Raw genomic sequence first — 14,337 nt, 5'->3', positions numbered from 1 at the left:
AAGGCCGGCGCGGTCGCCGGGGTCACCCGGACGCGCAATCCGGTGCAACTGGCGCGGGCCGTGCTGGACAACAGCCCGCATGTGCTGCTGGCGCGCGACGGGGCCGATGCGTTTGCCCTCGAACAAGGGCTTGAGCAGGTTGAGCCAGGCTGGTTCCGTGTTGAACTGCGCTGGCAGGCGCTGCAGGCCATGAAGGCGGCAGCAGCCAGCGGCCAGGATGTGTTCGATGCCGATCTCAAATACGGCACGGTTGGCGCGGTCGCACGCGACAGCAACGGCCATCTGGCCGCTGCGACGTCCACCGGCGGGCTCACCGGCAAGCGCTGGGGCCGCATCGGCGATTCCCCGTTGATCGGCGCCGGCACGCTTGCCGACGATCGCAGTATCGCCTGTTCCTGCACCGGTTCGGGCGAAGCCTTCATTCGGGCCGGCGCCGCGCATGAAATGGGCGCACTGGTGCGGCTTGCCGGCCTGTCACCTGCCGATGCCGCGGCCCGCGCCTTGGCCGATGTGACAGCGCTGGGCGGCAGTGGCGGCATCATCTTCATCGGCCAGGATGGACGTCCGGGCTGGGTATTTTCCACCCCCGGCATGTTTCGTGGCCGCGCCACAGCCTGCGACGAGGATGAGGTGGCAATCTGGAGCGACGACCGCTAAACCTGCGCGCCTGTCATTGGGAGAAGTCTGCATGTCCATTCCAGCCAACTGGGCCAACCGCCTGTCGATTCCGGTCATTGGGTCGCCGTTGTTCATCATTTCGGTACCGGAACTGGTCATCGCCCAGTGCAAGGCTGGCGTGATCGGCAGCTTCCCCAGCCTCAACGCCCGCCCGCTCGCCCAGTTCGAGGAATGGCTGCAGCGCCTCAGCACCGAACTTGGCCCCAACGACGCGCCCTATGCCGTCAATCTGATTGTCCACAAATCCAATGATCGCCTGATGGCCGATCTGGAATTGTGCGTGAAGTACAAGGTGCCGCTGATCATCACCTCGCTCGGCGCCCGGCAGGACGTGAACGAAGCCATCCACAGCTATGGCGGCATCGTGATGCACGACATCATCAACAACAAATTCGCCAAGAAGGCCGTGGAAAAGGGCGCAGATGGCCTGATCGCGGTCGCTGCCGGTGCAGGCGGCCATGCCGGCACCACCAGCCCGTTCGCGCTGATCCGCGAAATCCGCGAATGGTTCGATGGCCCGCTGGCCCTGTCCGGCTCGATCGCCACGGGTGAAGCTGTGCTGGCGTCGCTCGCCATGGGTGCCGATTTTGGCTACATCGGCAGCGCTTTCATCGCCACCGCCGAAGCCCGCGCCGCCGAAGGTTACAAGGACATGATCGCCGAGAGCGATTCTTCCGACATCGTCTATTCCAACCTGTTCACCGGCGTGCACGGCAATTATCTGCGCCCGTCGATCGTCAACGCCGGCATGGACCCGGACAGTCTGCCGACCAGCGATCCTTCGGCGATGAACTTCGGCAGCGGCGGCAACACCGATGCCAAGGCCTGGAAAGACATCTGGGGCTGCGGCCAGGGCATTGGCGCTGTGAAGGAAGTGCTGCCGGCAGCGGACTATGTCGCCAAGCTGGTGCGCGAATTTAATGCCGCCAAGGGCCGGATTGGGCTGGGCCCGGTTGCTGTCGCTGCGGAGTGAGGCTGATGCAGGTCGAACTCAACGCCCGCACCCGTGCGCTGTGGTTGACGGGCGCCCTGATCTTGGGGCTGCTCAGCCAGTGGTGCATGGCCTTTGGTCCGTGCGGCGCGCCGATCTGATCCACGCGCCCCAAGCATGAAAAAGGCCGGGCCTCCGAAAGGAGGGCCGGCCTTTTTCTTGTCCTCACTCAGCCGATGCGTTCGGCGCCCTTGGCCCGTGCGTCTTCGGTGCCGGCCGCCCGCTGCTTCACGCCCAGCGTGATGAGCAGCGAAGAGGAGACGAAGATCGACGAATAGGTGCCGACCACGATACCCAGCACCATCGCTGCGGTGAAACCGAAGATCACTTCCGGCCCCAGCAGCAGCAGCGCAATCAGCGCGGCGAGCAGCGTGACCGACGTCATCACCGTGCGCGGCAGGGTTTCGTTCACCGAAAGATCGATGATCCCCTTGATGTCCATCTGGCGGTATTTGCGCAGATTTTCGCGGATACGATCGTCGATCACCACCTTGTCGTTCAGCGAATAGCCGATGATGGTCAGCACGGCGGCCACGATGTTGAGATCGAATTCCAGCCAGGTCAGGCTGAAGAACCCCAAGGTCACCACCACATCGTGCACCAGCGCCACCACGGTTGAAACGCCGAAATACCATTCAAACCGGAACCACGTGAACAGCGCCACGAACAGCATCGAAAAGCCGACAGCCTTCAGACCATCGCTGATCAACTCGTCCGATACCTTGCCCGAAACGCTTTCGACGCGGGCAAACTTCACGCCCTTGTAGTCCTGCTCCAGCGCGGTGCGCACCTTGCCAACCACGCGCTGCACGGCGCCTTCTTCACCTTCCGGCAGCGGCAGGCGGATCAGGATGGTGCGGTCGTTGCCGAATTCCTGCAAGGCGCTATCGCCCACGCCAACGCGGTCCACGCGGCTGCGCAGCGTATCGAGCGCCGGGGCTTGCGCGAACTCCACCTGCATGGTGAGGCCGCCGACGAAATCGACACCCAGATTCAGGCCGCGCACCGCCAACAGGCCAGCGGCCCCGATGGTGAGTGCCAGCGTGAGCGCAAAGGCAATGAAGCGGAGTTTGACGAACCCGATGTTCGTGTTGTCGGGAACAAGTTTCAACGGCATCGTGTCGTCCTCAGATGCTCAGGGCGGTGGGGCGCGCATTGGTCAGCCAGCGCGCCACCATCCAGCGTACGATCGTCACGGCGGTGAACACCGAAGTGGCAATGCCGATCGACAACACGACAGCAAAGCCCTTGATCGGGCCAGAGCCGAACAGGAACATGATGACGGCAACAATGATGTTGAGGCTGTTGGCATCCCAGATGGTACGGCTGGCTTCCTTGAAGCCGGTTTCCACACAGGCAACCACGCCCCTGCCCTTGCGCTGTTCCTCGCGGATGCGTTCGTTGATCAGCACGTTGGCATCAACGGCGGCCCCGATGGTCAGCACCATGCCGGCGATACCCGGCAGCGTGAGCGTGAAACCGGCGGCCGACATGATTCCCAGGATCATCAGCACGTTGATCACCAGCGCCAGCACCGAATACACGCCAAAACGGCCATAGGTCATGATCATCAGTCCGGCCACGGCGAGCACCGCCACGATCGAGGCGATGATCCCGGCCTTGATTGAATCCGCGCCCAGATCGGGTCCAACCGTGCGTTCCTCCACCACCTTCAGTTCAACCGGCAACTTGCCGGAACGCAGCAGGATGGCGAGATCATTGGCGGCTTGAACCGTGTAATTGCCCTGAATGATGCCGCTGCCGCCCAGGATCGGTTCGTTGATGTTCGGCGCGGAAATCACCATGCCATCGAGGATGATGGCGAACGGTTTGCCAACATTTTCGGTAGTGGCCTGCGCAAAGCGGCGACCGCCGGTGGAATCGAAGCGGAAGGAAACCGCCGGCGCACCGTTCTGATCGGTGGAGACCTGGCTGTCGACCAGCTGATCGCCGGTGATGATGGCCCGGCGTTTGACGACGATCTGGCTGCCTTCCTGTGTCGGCAGAACCTGGCTGCCGGGAGGGGCGCGGCCTTGCGCCACTTCCTCTTGATCGGCAGCGGTATCGACCAGCTTGAATTCCAGTTTGGCCGTCTTGCCCAGCAACGCCTTCAACGCTTCGGGATCCTGCAGGCCGGGCACCTGCACGACAATGCGGGTCTTGCCCTGGCGCACGATCGTCGGTTCACGGGTGCCCAGTTCGTCGATGCGCTTGCGGATCACTTCCACGGCCTGGGCCATGGCGCCATCGATGGCGGCGGCAATGCCGGCGGCCGTTGGCGTCACCAGCACCTGGCCGGGCAGGCTGCCACGGCCGATCTCGACTTCGCGCGACGTGCCGACGCCCAGCGGCGCTGTTGCCTTGTTGAGCAGGCTGACCGCCTGATCGAGCCGCGCCGGATCGGTGACCGTGAAGCTCAACCGGCGTCCGTTCAGCGAAAGATCCGCGATGGCGATGGCGCCACCTTCGGCCCCGCGCATTTCACCGCGCACTGTATCTTCCAGCGATTCCAGCTTGGCCTTTTCCACATCCTGCGCTGTGGCCTCCAGCATCAGGTGCGAACCGCCGCGCAGATCAAGACCCAGCGGCAGCTGCGATTTGGGCAGGCCAGCCGGGATCAGCGCCAGTGTTGAAGGCGCCAGCGCGTTGGGCAGCGCCAGCAACAGGCACAGCACCACCGTGGCCCACATCGACCAGGTTTTCCACTTGGGGAAATCCAGCATTGGCTCAGGCGCTCTTGTCGTTGGCCGCGGCCGGAACCCCGCGCGGCTTCACATCAGCCAGCGTGGATTTCAGCACGGTGAAACGCACGTTGGGGCCGGCTTCCACTTCAACTTCGGTATCGGTCACTCGAACCGCCTTGGCCAGGATGCCGCCGCCGGTGATGACATCATCACCCTTCTTCACGCCATCAACCATGGCCCGGTGCTGCTTCACGCGGCTCTGTTGCGGGCGGATGATCAGGAAATAGAAGATGGCAAAGATCGCCAGATAGGGCAGGAAGCCGATCAGCGCCGCCATGCCACCTGCGGCGGCCGCGCCGCCTGCTGCTTGCGCGTAGGCCGGAGATTCAAACATCGTGGTTTCCATCAAATTGGTCGGATTGGCGCAAGGCTCTAGCCGCTTGGGGCAGCAGGTGCAACCGATGGTGGTTCCTTGGCCTAGAGGTTTTGGCTATCGTTGGCGCGATGGACAGCAACGATCAGAATCTCGCCCGCATTGCCGCCGCGCTCGACCGGCTGGCACCGCCCCCGCCCACGCCCGCCGATCCGGCCGCCGGGCACTGGTTTGGTTGGGATGGCGCTGAAAATACTGGCGGCCTCACCGCCCTGCCCCCGGCCCGTACCACGCCGCTGGACCTGTATCGCGGCGTCGAGGCGCAGGCCACGCAGCTGCGGGAGAATAGTCGGCGCCATGCGGCTCGCCTGCCCGCCCATGACGTGCTGCTGTGGGGCGCGCGCGGCATGGGAAAATCCAGCCTGGCGCGCAGTGTGGTCGCCGATCTGGTGGCCGGCGGTCATGATATTGCGCTGGTGCAGGTGATGCTGCCGGCGCTGGCCAGCCTGCCCGCGCTGTTTCAAACCCTCGCCGGCACCAGCCGCGCCTTTCTGATCTTCCTTGATGATGTGTCACTGGGCGCTGATGCCGCCGAAGTTCACGCGCTGCGATCCTTGCTGGATGGCGGCGTGCAGGCGCGCCCGGATCATGTACGCCTGATTGTCACCAGCAACCGCCGCCATCTGGTGCCGCGCGACATGGTGGAAAATGATGCCATCAATCCGCGCGATACGGCTGATGATCATCTGGCGCTGGCCGATCGTTTCGGGCTGCGCCTGGGCTTCCATGCCTGCGATCAGCAAACCTATCTGGCCATCTGCGCGGCTTATGCCGCAGCCTATGGCCTGGCGTTCGATCCGCCCGCTGCACTGGCCTGGGCCATGGCACGCGGTGCGCGTTCGGGGCGGGTTGCGTGGCAGTACACGGTCGAACAGGCCGGAGCGCAGGGCGTCAATCTGGTTCCTGCGCTGCCAACAGGATGATGCTGGTTTTTCAAGCTCTGACTTGACTTGGCGAGCATCAATGGCAGCATCGCGAGATCGAACATGAAAAGGCCATTTCCGAAGCCTTGTTCGCTCGATTCTTTTGCAAAGGGGAGATTGCAGATGCGCATGTTGGCAACCACTGTCTCGGCGTTTTCCGTAATGGCCGGCGCTGTGCTGGCCACGGCCCTGCCAGCCGCGCCTGCTGCTGCCAATGAATGGCGCGAAGTGACCTGCGAAAGCCGGAACTACCGCGACGCCAGCTGCCCGACGCCGGGCGCGGCGCGGGTGCAATTGCTGCGCGTCAACGGCGGTAGCTGCATCGAAGGCCAGACCTGGTATCACGACCGCAACGCCATCCGCGTGCGCAATGGCTGCCGCGCCGTGTTCCGCATCGATACCAGCAATGGTTGGGGTGCCGGTGGCTGGGATCCCAACATGGGCGCCGGGGTTCCCAATGATCGCTGGCAGGTGGTGCGCTGCGAAAGCTGGAACTATCGTGATCAAAGCTGTCCGACAACCGGTGTGATCCGTAGTGCCCGCCTGTTGCGCGTGATAGCCGGCGATTGTCGTGATGGCTCCACCTGGCGCTGGGGCAATCGCGCCATTACCGTGCGCAACGGCTGCCGCGCTGATTTTGAAGTGCTGTACGGCCGGCCCGGTTGGGGTTCGGGCGGCGGCGGAGATTTCGGCGGCGGCATCGGTAGCGGCGTTATCGGTAGCGGCGGCATCGGTGGCGGCGGTATCGCCCCGCCGATTGCCCGCAGCATCAACTGTGAAAGCTGGAATTATCGTTCGGCCCGCTGCCCAACCGGCAGCGCGAACAATGTTCGCCTGAGCCGCGTGATTGCTGGCGATTGCCGTGAAGGCCGCACCTGGGGCTGGGATCGCAGGAGCGTCTGGGTAAACGGCGGCTGCCGCGCCACCTTCACCCTGTATTGATCGAGAGCAAACGCATGCGGCCAGCCATCTCCATCGTGACAGCCCTGTCGCTGTTTTCCGCTCAATTCGCGATGGCGCCGGTGGCGGCGCAACCGCGCTGGAACGACAACGACCGGAACTATGGCGGCGGCACCATCCGCTGTGAAAGCTGGAACTATCGTTATGCCCGCTGCAACGCCGACACCCGTGACGGGGTTCGCCTGTCCCGCGTGCTCGGTGGCGACTGCAGTCGCCGCAATTGGGGTTCGGGGCGCAACCATGTCTGGGTGAACAATGGTTGCCGTGCCGAATTTGAAGTCGGCCGCCGCGGCGGCGCATCAACCGGCGCTGTCATCGCCGGCGCAGCGGTTGCCGCCGGGTTGCTCGCGTTGTTGCTGTCAAAGGGCAAGAAGAAGGAAGCCGACAGCGCCGCCGAGCCTGGCAACAAGCCGCCGGCCATCATCGATATCGGCCCGAACCAGGTGCAGCCGGCCGCCGAAGCCGCCTTCCGCCAATGCATTGATGAAGCCGCACGCCAGATCGGCGCCACCGGCGGCACCCGTCTGCGGCTGGCAGGCACGGTGGAGCACCGCGAAGACGGCCGGGCCTGGCGGTTCCGCCTGCCCCTCGAAGCCATGTGGCCAGACAACACCCACGCCACGCCGGCTGAATGCCTCGCTACATCAAGCAAGGTCGAGAAGCTCGATTTCCTGCCCGAGCCTGAGCGCAACTGAGGTTTGCTTGGTGACATGCGGCGCAGCGGCCTGTTGCGGGTCGCAGGCTGCTGCTGTTATGGGTAAGTCATTCCCGCTTCTGTAAGGCACATCATCTTGAAAACGCTTGGCCTTGTTTGGCGCATCATTGTCGGCATCAAGGATTTTCTCGTCCTTGCCCTGCTGGCGGTCTTCTTCATCGGCTTTTCGGCGCTGTTGTCGTCGGCCAAACCGGCGCGTGTGCCCGATGGGTCTGCACTGGTGCTGGCGCTTGAAGGGGCAATAGTCGATCAGGCCACCGAAGCCTCCGCCTTTGATGCAGTGTCAGGCAATGTGTCTTCCGAAATCCAGGTGCGCGATCTGGTGCGCGCCATCGATACGGCCGCCGAGGATGATCGTATCAAGGCCATCGTGCTGGAACTCGATGGCTTCATGGGTGGCGGCCAGGCCAATCTGGCCAGCGTTGGCGAAGCCCTTGGTCGCTTCCGCAAGGCTGGCAAGCCCGTACACGCCTGGGCCACGGCCTATACGGATGATAGCTGGCTGCTCGCTGCGGGCGCCAATCGCATCTGGTTGAACCCGCTGGGCGGCGTCATCATCACCGGCCCTGGTGGTTCGCGTCTGTATTTCGCGCGTGCGCTCGAAAAATTGCAGATCGATGTCAACGTCTTCCGCGTCGGCACCTACAAATCGTTCGTTGAACCTTACACCCGCGCCAGCGCTTCGCCCGAAGCCAAGGAGGCCGATCAAGCGCTGGCCGGCAGCCTGTGGGCCAGCTGGCTTGGCGACGCCCGGCGGCTGCGCCCGAAGGTTGATGTGACGGCCTATATCAACCAGCTGCCGCAGCGCCTGGGCAAAACTGGCGGTAACACCGCCAAAGCGGCGCTCGACGCCGGCATGGTCGATCAGCTGGGTGATCGCGACAGCTTTGATGCCGCCATGATCAAGCTGGTCGGCGAGGACGAGCGCGCGGATTGGGGCCATTACACTGGCGTTGATCTGGTCGATTATCTTTCTGCCAACCGCCAGTTGATGGGCCAGCGCGGTGACGCCGTGGGCGTGGTCTATGTCACCGGCAATATTGTCGATGGCGACGCACCGCGCGGCACCGCTGGCAGCGCCACCATCCGCAAGGCCCTTGAACAGGCGCTGGCCAAGAACGACGACATCAAGGCGCTGGTGGTCCGGGTCGATTCCGGTGGCGGTTCCGTCACCGCTTCCGAAGAAATCCGCACGGCGCTGCTGGCCGCCAAGGCCGATGGCCTGCCGATCGTGGCCAGCTTTGGTTCGGCAGCGGCCAGCGGTGGCTATTGGGTCGGCACGGCAGCGGATCAGATCTTTGCCCAACCTTCCACCATCACCGGTTCGATCGGCGTGTTTGCCATCTTGCCCAGCTTCCCGCGTGCCCTGAATGAAATCGGCATCAACACCGATGGCGTGAAGACCACGCCCTACAGCGGCGAACCCGATGTTGTCGCCGGCCTGTCGCCGCAGGTCCGGGCTGTGCTGCAAATGGGCGTGGAAGACACGTATCGGCGCTTCCTCACCCTGGTCGCAAACGCTCGCAAGCTGCCGTTGGCCGAAGTCGATCGCATTGCCCAGGGCCGGGTGTGGTCCGGCACCGAAGCCAAACAGCTCAAGCTGATCGACAATTTTGGCGGGCTCGACGCAGCGGTGGCAGCCGCGGCCGCCAAGGCCGGCATCAAGGGCGATGTGCGCGTGATCGACATCGAACGCCCCATCCCGGCCTGGCAGCAGGCCTTTGCCGATTTCGGCCGCACCGAGACCGAAGAACCCGTGGCGCGTGACCCGTGGGCACGGCTGGTGCAGGCATCGCGCCTGCGCTTGATGGCTGCGGCGCAGGATATGGGCTGGTTGGCCAGCGGCAAGGGCGCCACCATGCAAGCGTTGTGCATCGAATGCAGCGTGGCCGGATCACCCCGCCCCGCCGCCGCGCGGCAGGCGGAAGGGTTCGTGGCCCGGCTGCTTCAGTCGTCACCAGTGTCTGGGCGATAACCCGGCAGTTTCAGCCCGGTGGCGATGGCCAGCGCGCGCAGGCCGAAACCGGCTGCCGCGCCGGCAATCGCCGCAGGCCAAACCGCAATATCCGCCAGCGTCAGACCCACATAGGTCGCCGCGCCCAGGGCAGCAGCCGACACATAGATTTCGCGGCGCAGCAGCACAGAAGGTTGTCCAGCCAGCAGATCGCGCACGATCCCGCCGAAACTGGCCGTGAGCACGCCCATGCCGACGGCGGGCAACGGCGGCACCCCCATACTCAGCGCCTTGGCTGCGCCCAGCACGCTATACGCCCCCAACCCAACCGCATCGAACCACAACAGCGCATCGAGCCGCCAGCGATCCGCTCGCAACAGCCAAACCGCCGCCGCCGCCACGAGGCAGATGCCCAGGTAATCCGAACGCCCAACCCAGAATACTGGGGCACCAATCAGCAGATCTCGGAGCGTGCCGCCCCCGATGCCGGTGACAGCAGCAAGAAACGCGAACGTTACGATCGTCTGCTTGAGCCGCGCCGCCGCCAGCGCGCCTGATACGGCAAACACCGCAACGCCCGCTATGTCGAGCAAGGCCAGCAATGGCTCCAACGGCGGGATGGGAAGCTCTTCCATTACCGCCGCCAGAAATGCCTGATGGTCAGCAAGGCGCCTGTCAGAACCACGCCCAATGCCATCAGCGTGGCGGCGATGATCAGCGGCCCGTGTGTGTCCTCGCGGTCCTGCCAATCGAGGATGTGCAACCCCCAGAACAGATCGTAAAACCGCCACCACGGCGTGCGCACCGCGCCGATCTCACCCTGCACGTTCACATACACCCGCACATCATCGGCAAATTCGACTGCAAAACCCTTGGTTTCCCGCCAGTCGCTGGCCGGGGCTGCCGGCGAAACCTCTCGAACGGTCACCGGCCCACGAAGCGTTGTCCCAGCCCGCGCGATGGCCTCGGCGCTGACCGCCGTGATGGTAATCGGCTCACCTGTGGCTGCATCGAGCAAGCGCTTGCCCTGCCCGTCCGTCACTTTCCACACCGGTTTGCCGAGCAGTTGACCGAGTTCCAGCTTCTCTACGCCCACCAACGGCGGCAGCCCGACCGGCAGGCTGAGGGCTGGCGGATCGCGGCGCAGTGTGGTGCCGCGCACTTCATCAAGCGGGCGAATCACCATCACCAGTCCGGATGCCACCCACAGGATGATCTGAATGCCCACGATGACGCCGGTCCACAGATGGAGCCAACGAACGGTGCGGGTAGCGCGAGGTGACAGCATGACCTTCGTGTAGCGGCGGGATTGCCCGCCGTCACCCCGGCCCTTTGCGCTTGCGCTCAGCTTGCTGGTTGCAGAACGGCGGAGTCGAAGATCACCTGTTCTTCAATCGCCAGTCCGTTGGCAAGGCGGCAGCGGACGTCGTGATCGGCTATGGACTTGGCCCGTCAAATGACGAGCTCCGCCGCACTCTCGGGCTGTCCCACCCTGGCTGTGTCCGCCTGATCGACCGGTTGGTATCGGACGGACTGGTGCAACGCCGCGCCGGCCGCGACAAGCGCGCCATCGCGCTGTTTCTGACCGAAGACGGCATCACGCTGCGCGAACAGCTGCTGCAAGGCCGCCTCGCTGCCATCCGGCCGTTTCTGCTGCACATGACCGATAACGAGCAAGCCACATTGGGCGGGCTGTTGCACAAGATGCTGGCTTCGCTGGAAACCTCGGATCAACAGCGCTGCACCCTGTGCCGGCTCTGCGATGGCAGCGTCTGCACCGACTGCCCGATCCCGGCTGATTTCAGACGGTCTCAGCCAGCAGCGCCAACAGTGCCGCATTGATGAACATCGCGTCCTCAGGGTTCAAACCGCCGCCAGCCATATGGCCCCACACAGATGGAATGACGCGTAATTCTGCATTCTGCATATGGGCAACTTCGATCTCGCTGTCTTCGGGCGGGAAATACTGGTCGCTGCGACACGGCATGACGACGGCTCTGGCCGAGATGGCCGCCAGCGCCTTTGCAAGATCTCCGTCAAAGCGCGGATCAGCACTGATGTCGGCGGCCTGCCACGTGGCGAGCATGGCTAGCAGATTGTTTGCGTCACACGCCTGAAAGGCGGGTTCCCACGCCCAGTTTAGAAAATCCTCCATCGACGGCAAGCCGAGCCGTTCGCGATCCAATTGCTGCCTGAAGAAGGTCTGCGACCAGGCCCATCCGGCATAGACCCGGGCAAAGGCACGGATGCCGGCAACGGGCGGCGCGGTGTAATCACCGCCGGCAAAATCACCAGCGGCAATCAGCGCCGATTTGCAGCCTTCCAGAAACAACCAATTATGCCGCGACACCCGCGCCGCGCCACAAAAGGGCGCTATCCGCTGCACCATGTCGGGAAACAGCGCGCCCCATTGGAACGTCTGCAGCGCGCCCATCGAATGGCCGGTGACCAGCGCCAGCGTGGTGAGCCCAAAGATTTCGGTCACCAACCGGTGCTGCAGCAGCACATTATCCCGCACCGTCACCAACGGAAAGCGCGGCCCGTCGAACGGAGCCGGTGTGTTGCTGGGCGAAGATGAAACGCCGTTGCCCAGCATGTCGGGAATGATGATGAAATATTTCTCCGGGTCCAGCGCCTGGCCCGGGCCGATTGCCCAGGCATTGCTGTCGTGGGTGCCCATGTAATGCGTCGGATAGACGATCGCATTGTCGCGCGCGGCGTTCAGTCGGCCGTGGGTGCAATAGACAACGCGCACAGCCGGCAGCACCAAGCCTGATTGCAGTGGGACATCCCCGGCTTCGAAAATTGCGTGCTCTGCCATGGCCTGATCCTTCCAATTATGAAGGTGTCACGGATCCAGTGGCAGCACTGCTCTACATGTGAATAGGCTTGCCCGTCACCGCCATCGCCGCCTCTTTCAGCGCCTCCGAATGCGTCGGGTGCGCATGACAGGTTAGTGCAATATCTTCCGAAGACGCGCCAAACTCCATCGCCTGCGCCGCCTGGGCGATCATCGTTCCAGCCATGGCGCCGATGATATGCACGCCCAGCACGCGGTCGGTCTTGGCGTCGGCGAGCACCTTCACGAAGCCATCGGTGTCGCGGTTGGTCTTGGCGCGGCTGTTGGCGGCAAACAGGAACTTGCCGGCCTTATATGCCACACCCGCCGCCTTCAGCTCTTCCTCGGTCTTGCCGACGGTGCCGACTTCCGGGTGGGTATAGACCACGGCCGGGATCACTGCGTGGTTCACATAACCAGCCAGACCGGCGATATTGTCCGCACAGGCCAGGCCTTCGTCTTCGGCCTTGTGGGCCAGCATCGGGCCTTCCACCACGTCGCCAATGGCCCAGATGCCGGGCACGGCGGTGGCGAAATGATGATCGATCGGCACCCTGCCCTTGGCATCGAGCGACAGGCCGGTGGCGGCGAGGTTCAAGCCATCGGTGTTGGGCCGGCGGCCGATGGAGAGCAGCACGACATCGGCGGTGATGGTTTCAGCAGGCCCGCCAGCAGCGGGTTCAACGGTGATCACGGCGCCCTTGCCCTTGCGCTCAACGCTGGTCACCTTGGTCGCCGTCTTCAGCACCATGCCCTGCTTGGTGAGGATCTTGGCGAAGGCGCCCGCAACTTCGATATCCATCGCCGGCACGATGCGCGGCGCATATTCCACCACGGTCACCTTCGCGCCCAGGCGCCGCCAGACGCTGCCCATTTCGAGACCGATATAACCGCCGCCGATCACCACGAGATGTTCGGGAACCTTGGGCAGGCTGAGCGCTTCGGTGGAGGTGACGATCACCTCCCCATCCGGCGTCATGCCGGGCAACAGCGCGACTTCGGAACCGGTGGCGATGATGAAGTTCTTCGCGGTGATGGTGCGATCACCCACCTTCACGCTCTTGGCGTCGACGAAGCTGGCCTCGCCCTTCACCCATTCGATCTTGTTCTTCTTGAACAGCATCTCGATGCCGCCCGTCAGTTCCTTCACCGCCTTGTCCTTCTCGCCCAGCAGGACGGAAAGATCGAAGGAGACATTGTCGGCCTTCACGCCGAACTTGGCGAGATGCCCGCCGGCCAGTTCCTCGTAAAGATGGCTGCCATTCAGCAGCGCCTTCGACGGGATGCAGCCGACATTGAGGCAGGTGCCGCCCAGGCTGCTGCGCTTTTCCACGCACGCGACCTTCAGGCCATGCTGGGCCGCGCGGATGGCGGCAACATAGCCACCGGGGCCGCCGCCAATGATGACGACATCAAATTCAGGGTTGGCCATGGTCTGGCTCCTTACAGATCGATCAGCAAGCGCGCTGGGTCTTCAATGGCCTCTTTCACGCGCACCAGGAAGGTGACGGCTTCGCGGCCATCGATCAGGCGGTGATCGTAGCTGAGCGCCATGTACATCATCGGGCGGATCACGATCTGGCCATCGCGCACGACCGGGCGATCTTCGATTCGGTGCAGGCCGAGCACGCCCGATTGCGGCGGGTTGAGGATAGGCGTCGACAGCAGCGAACCAAACACGCCGCCGTTGGAGATGGTGAAATTGCCGCCAGTCATGTCTTCGAGCTTGAGCGTTCCCTTGCGGGCGCGGTCGCCAAAATCGGCGATATCCTTCTCGATCTGCGCAAAACTTTTCGCCTGCGCATCCTTCAGGATCGGCACAACCAGGCCGCCCGGCGACGACACGGCAACCCCAAGATCGGCATAATCCTTGTAAACGATCTCGTCGCCTTCAAGCGCGGCACCCACCGACGGCACATCCTTCAGCGCCAGCACCACGGCCTTGGCAAAGAACGACATGAAGCCAAGGCGGATGCCGTGCTTCTTCTCGAACATATCCTTGTATCGGGCGCGGGCTTCGATCACCGCGGTCATGTCCACGTCGTTGAACGTGGTCAGCATGGCGGCGCTGTTCTGGGCTTCCTTCAGCCGGCGCGCGATGGTCTGGCGCAGGCGGGTCATCTTCACCCGTTCCTCGCGGCGCGCGGCCGGAGCAGCGGC

15 protein-coding genes are annotated in these 14,337 nt (G+C 63.8%); 7 read left to right on the top strand and 8 right to left on the bottom strand.

Annotation, left to right across the window (positions count from 1 at the left end):
- Window positions 1–657: isoaspartyl peptidase/L-asparaginase (locus RMO81_RS02780; RefSeq protein WP_310474206.1), on the top strand; the 657-nt coding region annotated here is incomplete at its 5' end.
- Between the two features lie 31 nt (window positions 658–688).
- A complete protein-coding gene (locus RMO81_RS02775) occupies window positions 689–1,651 on the top strand; it encodes a nitronate monooxygenase family protein (RefSeq protein WP_310474205.1) in 963 nt (320 codons plus the stop codon).
- 187 nt (window positions 1,652–1,838) lie between these two features.
- Here the strand turns inward: RMO81_RS02775 and secF are convergent, their stop codons facing one another.
- From secF to yajC, 3 genes are read right to left on the bottom strand one after another with little or no spacing between them, the layout of a single operon-like run.
- Window positions 1,839–2,786: a protein translocase subunit SecF gene (secF, locus tag RMO81_RS02770; RefSeq protein WP_310474204.1), complete on the bottom strand. Its 948-nt coding sequence runs from the start codon at window positions 2,784–2,786 to the stop codon at window positions 1,839–1,841.
- Window positions 2,787–2,796: 10 nt separating this feature from the next.
- Window positions 2,797–4,392: a protein translocase subunit SecD gene (gene secD, locus RMO81_RS02765; protein WP_310474203.1), complete on the bottom strand. Its 1,596-nt coding sequence runs from the start codon at window positions 4,390–4,392 to the stop codon at window positions 2,797–2,799.
- A 4-nt stretch (window positions 4,393–4,396) separates the two neighbouring features.
- Complete coding sequence (yajC, locus tag RMO81_RS02760; protein ID WP_310474207.1) at window positions 4,397–4,747, bottom strand: preprotein translocase subunit YajC; 351 nt, start codon at window positions 4,745–4,747, stop codon at window positions 4,397–4,399.
- A 110-nt stretch (window positions 4,748–4,857) separates the two neighbouring features.
- Here yajC and RMO81_RS02755 point away from each other — a divergent pair, with 110 nt between their 5' ends.
- The 4 genes from RMO81_RS02755 to sppA all read left to right on the top strand — a co-directional run bounded on the left by RMO81_RS02755 (window position 4,858) and on the right by sppA (window position 9,359).
- Entirely contained in the window at window positions 4,858–5,709 is an 852-nt protein-coding gene (locus RMO81_RS02755) for a DUF815 domain-containing protein (RefSeq protein WP_310474202.1), read from the top strand.
- A 129-nt stretch (window positions 5,710–5,838) separates the two neighbouring features.
- Window positions 5,839–6,651 (top strand): DUF3011 domain-containing protein, encoded by an 813-nt coding sequence (locus tag RMO81_RS02750; RefSeq protein ID WP_310474201.1) that lies wholly within the window; start codon window positions 5,839–5,841, stop codon window positions 6,649–6,651.
- Window positions 6,648–7,364, top strand: a complete 717-nt coding sequence (locus RMO81_RS02745) for a DUF3011 domain-containing protein (RefSeq protein ID WP_310474200.1) — start codon at window positions 6,648–6,650, stop codon at window positions 7,362–7,364. The genes RMO81_RS02750 and RMO81_RS02745 overlap by 4 nt, the downstream gene beginning before the upstream one ends.
- Window positions 7,365–7,460: 96 nt before the next feature.
- Entirely contained in the window at window positions 7,461–9,359 is a 1,899-nt protein-coding gene (gene sppA, locus RMO81_RS02740; protein WP_310474199.1) for a signal peptide peptidase SppA, read from the top strand.
- Here sppA and RMO81_RS02735 read toward each other — a convergent pair.
- Together RMO81_RS02735 and RMO81_RS02730 are read right to left on the bottom strand one after the other, a co-directional pair.
- Window positions 9,332–9,973 carry a trimeric intracellular cation channel family protein gene (locus RMO81_RS02735; protein WP_310474198.1) on the bottom strand — a complete coding sequence of 214 codons (642 nt, stop codon included), beginning with the start codon at window positions 9,971–9,973 and terminating at the stop codon, window positions 9,332–9,334. The genes sppA and RMO81_RS02735 overlap by 28 nt on opposite strands.
- Window positions 9,973–10,626: a PepSY domain-containing protein gene (locus RMO81_RS02730; protein WP_310474197.1), complete on the bottom strand. Its 654-nt coding sequence runs from the start codon at window positions 10,624–10,626 to the stop codon at window positions 9,973–9,975. Before RMO81_RS02730 ends, RMO81_RS02735 begins: the two co-directional genes overlap by 1 nt.
- 68 nt (window positions 10,627–10,694) lie before the next feature.
- Between RMO81_RS02730 and RMO81_RS02725 the strand changes: the two genes are divergently transcribed.
- Window positions 10,695–11,180 carry a MarR family transcriptional regulator gene (locus RMO81_RS02725; protein ID WP_310474196.1) on the top strand — a complete coding sequence of 162 codons (486 nt, stop codon included), beginning with the start codon at window positions 10,695–10,697 and terminating at the stop codon, window positions 11,178–11,180.
- Here the strand turns inward: RMO81_RS02725 and RMO81_RS02720 are convergent.
- From RMO81_RS02720 to sucB, 3 genes are all read right to left on the bottom strand, one after another.
- The gene (locus tag RMO81_RS02720; protein WP_310474195.1) at window positions 11,140–12,159 is read right to left on the bottom strand and encodes an alpha/beta fold hydrolase; all 1,020 of its coding nucleotides are present in this window, start codon (window positions 12,157–12,159) and stop codon (window positions 11,140–11,142) included. The genes RMO81_RS02725 and RMO81_RS02720 overlap by 41 nt on opposite strands.
- Before the next feature lie 52 nt (window positions 12,160–12,211).
- Complete coding sequence (gene lpdA, locus RMO81_RS02715; protein WP_310474194.1) at window positions 12,212–13,609, bottom strand: dihydrolipoyl dehydrogenase; 1,398 nt, start codon at window positions 13,607–13,609, stop codon at window positions 12,212–12,214.
- Window positions 13,610–13,620: 11 nt separating this feature from the next.
- On the bottom strand, window positions 13,621–14,337 hold a 717-nt coding region (gene sucB / locus RMO81_RS02710), incomplete at its 5' end, for a dihydrolipoyllysine-residue succinyltransferase (protein WP_310474193.1).

It is taken from the genome of Sandarakinorhabdus sp., from assembly GCF_031422795.1.
Taxonomy (GTDB): domain Bacteria; phylum Pseudomonadota; class Alphaproteobacteria; order Sphingomonadales; family Sphingomonadaceae; genus Sandarakinorhabdus.
The sequence above is the reverse complement of the archived record's forward strand: the minus strand, read 5'-3'. Positions and strand labels throughout refer to the sequence as shown.

Excerpts from the sequence above, each read along its gene's own strand:
- yajC (WP_310474207.1), bottom strand. The coding sequence starts at position 4,747 with ATGTTTGAATCTCCGGCCTACGCGCAAGCAGCAGGCGGCGCGGCCGCC.
- RMO81_RS02750 (WP_310474201.1), top strand. The coding sequence starts at position 5,839 with ATGTTGGCAACCACTGTCTCGGCGTTTTCCGTAATGGCCGGCGCTGTG.
- RMO81_RS02755 (WP_310474202.1), top strand. The coding sequence starts at position 4,858 with ATGGACAGCAACGATCAGAATCTCGCCCGCATTGCCGCCGCGCTCGAC.
- secF (WP_310474204.1), bottom strand. The coding sequence starts at position 2,786 with ATGCCGTTGAAACTTGTTCCCGACAACACGAACATCGGGTTCGTCAAA.
- RMO81_RS02735 (WP_310474198.1), bottom strand. The coding sequence starts at position 9,973 with ATGGAAGAGCTTCCCATCCCGCCGTTGGAGCCATTGCTGGCCTTGCTC.
- secD (WP_310474203.1), bottom strand. The coding sequence starts at position 4,392 with ATGCTGGATTTCCCCAAGTGGAAAACCTGGTCGATGTGGGCCACGGTG.
- RMO81_RS02720 (WP_310474195.1), bottom strand. The coding sequence starts at position 12,159 with ATGGCAGAGCACGCAATTTTCGAAGCCGGGGATGTCCCACTGCAATCA.
- lpdA (WP_310474194.1), bottom strand. The coding sequence starts at position 13,609 with ATGGCCAACCCTGAATTTGATGTCGTCATCATTGGCGGCGGCCCCGGT.
- RMO81_RS02730 (WP_310474197.1), bottom strand. The coding sequence starts at position 10,626 with ATGCTGTCACCTCGCGCTACCCGCACCGTTCGTTGGCTCCATCTGTGG.
- RMO81_RS02775 (WP_310474205.1), top strand. The coding sequence starts at position 689 with ATGTCCATTCCAGCCAACTGGGCCAACCGCCTGTCGATTCCGGTCATT.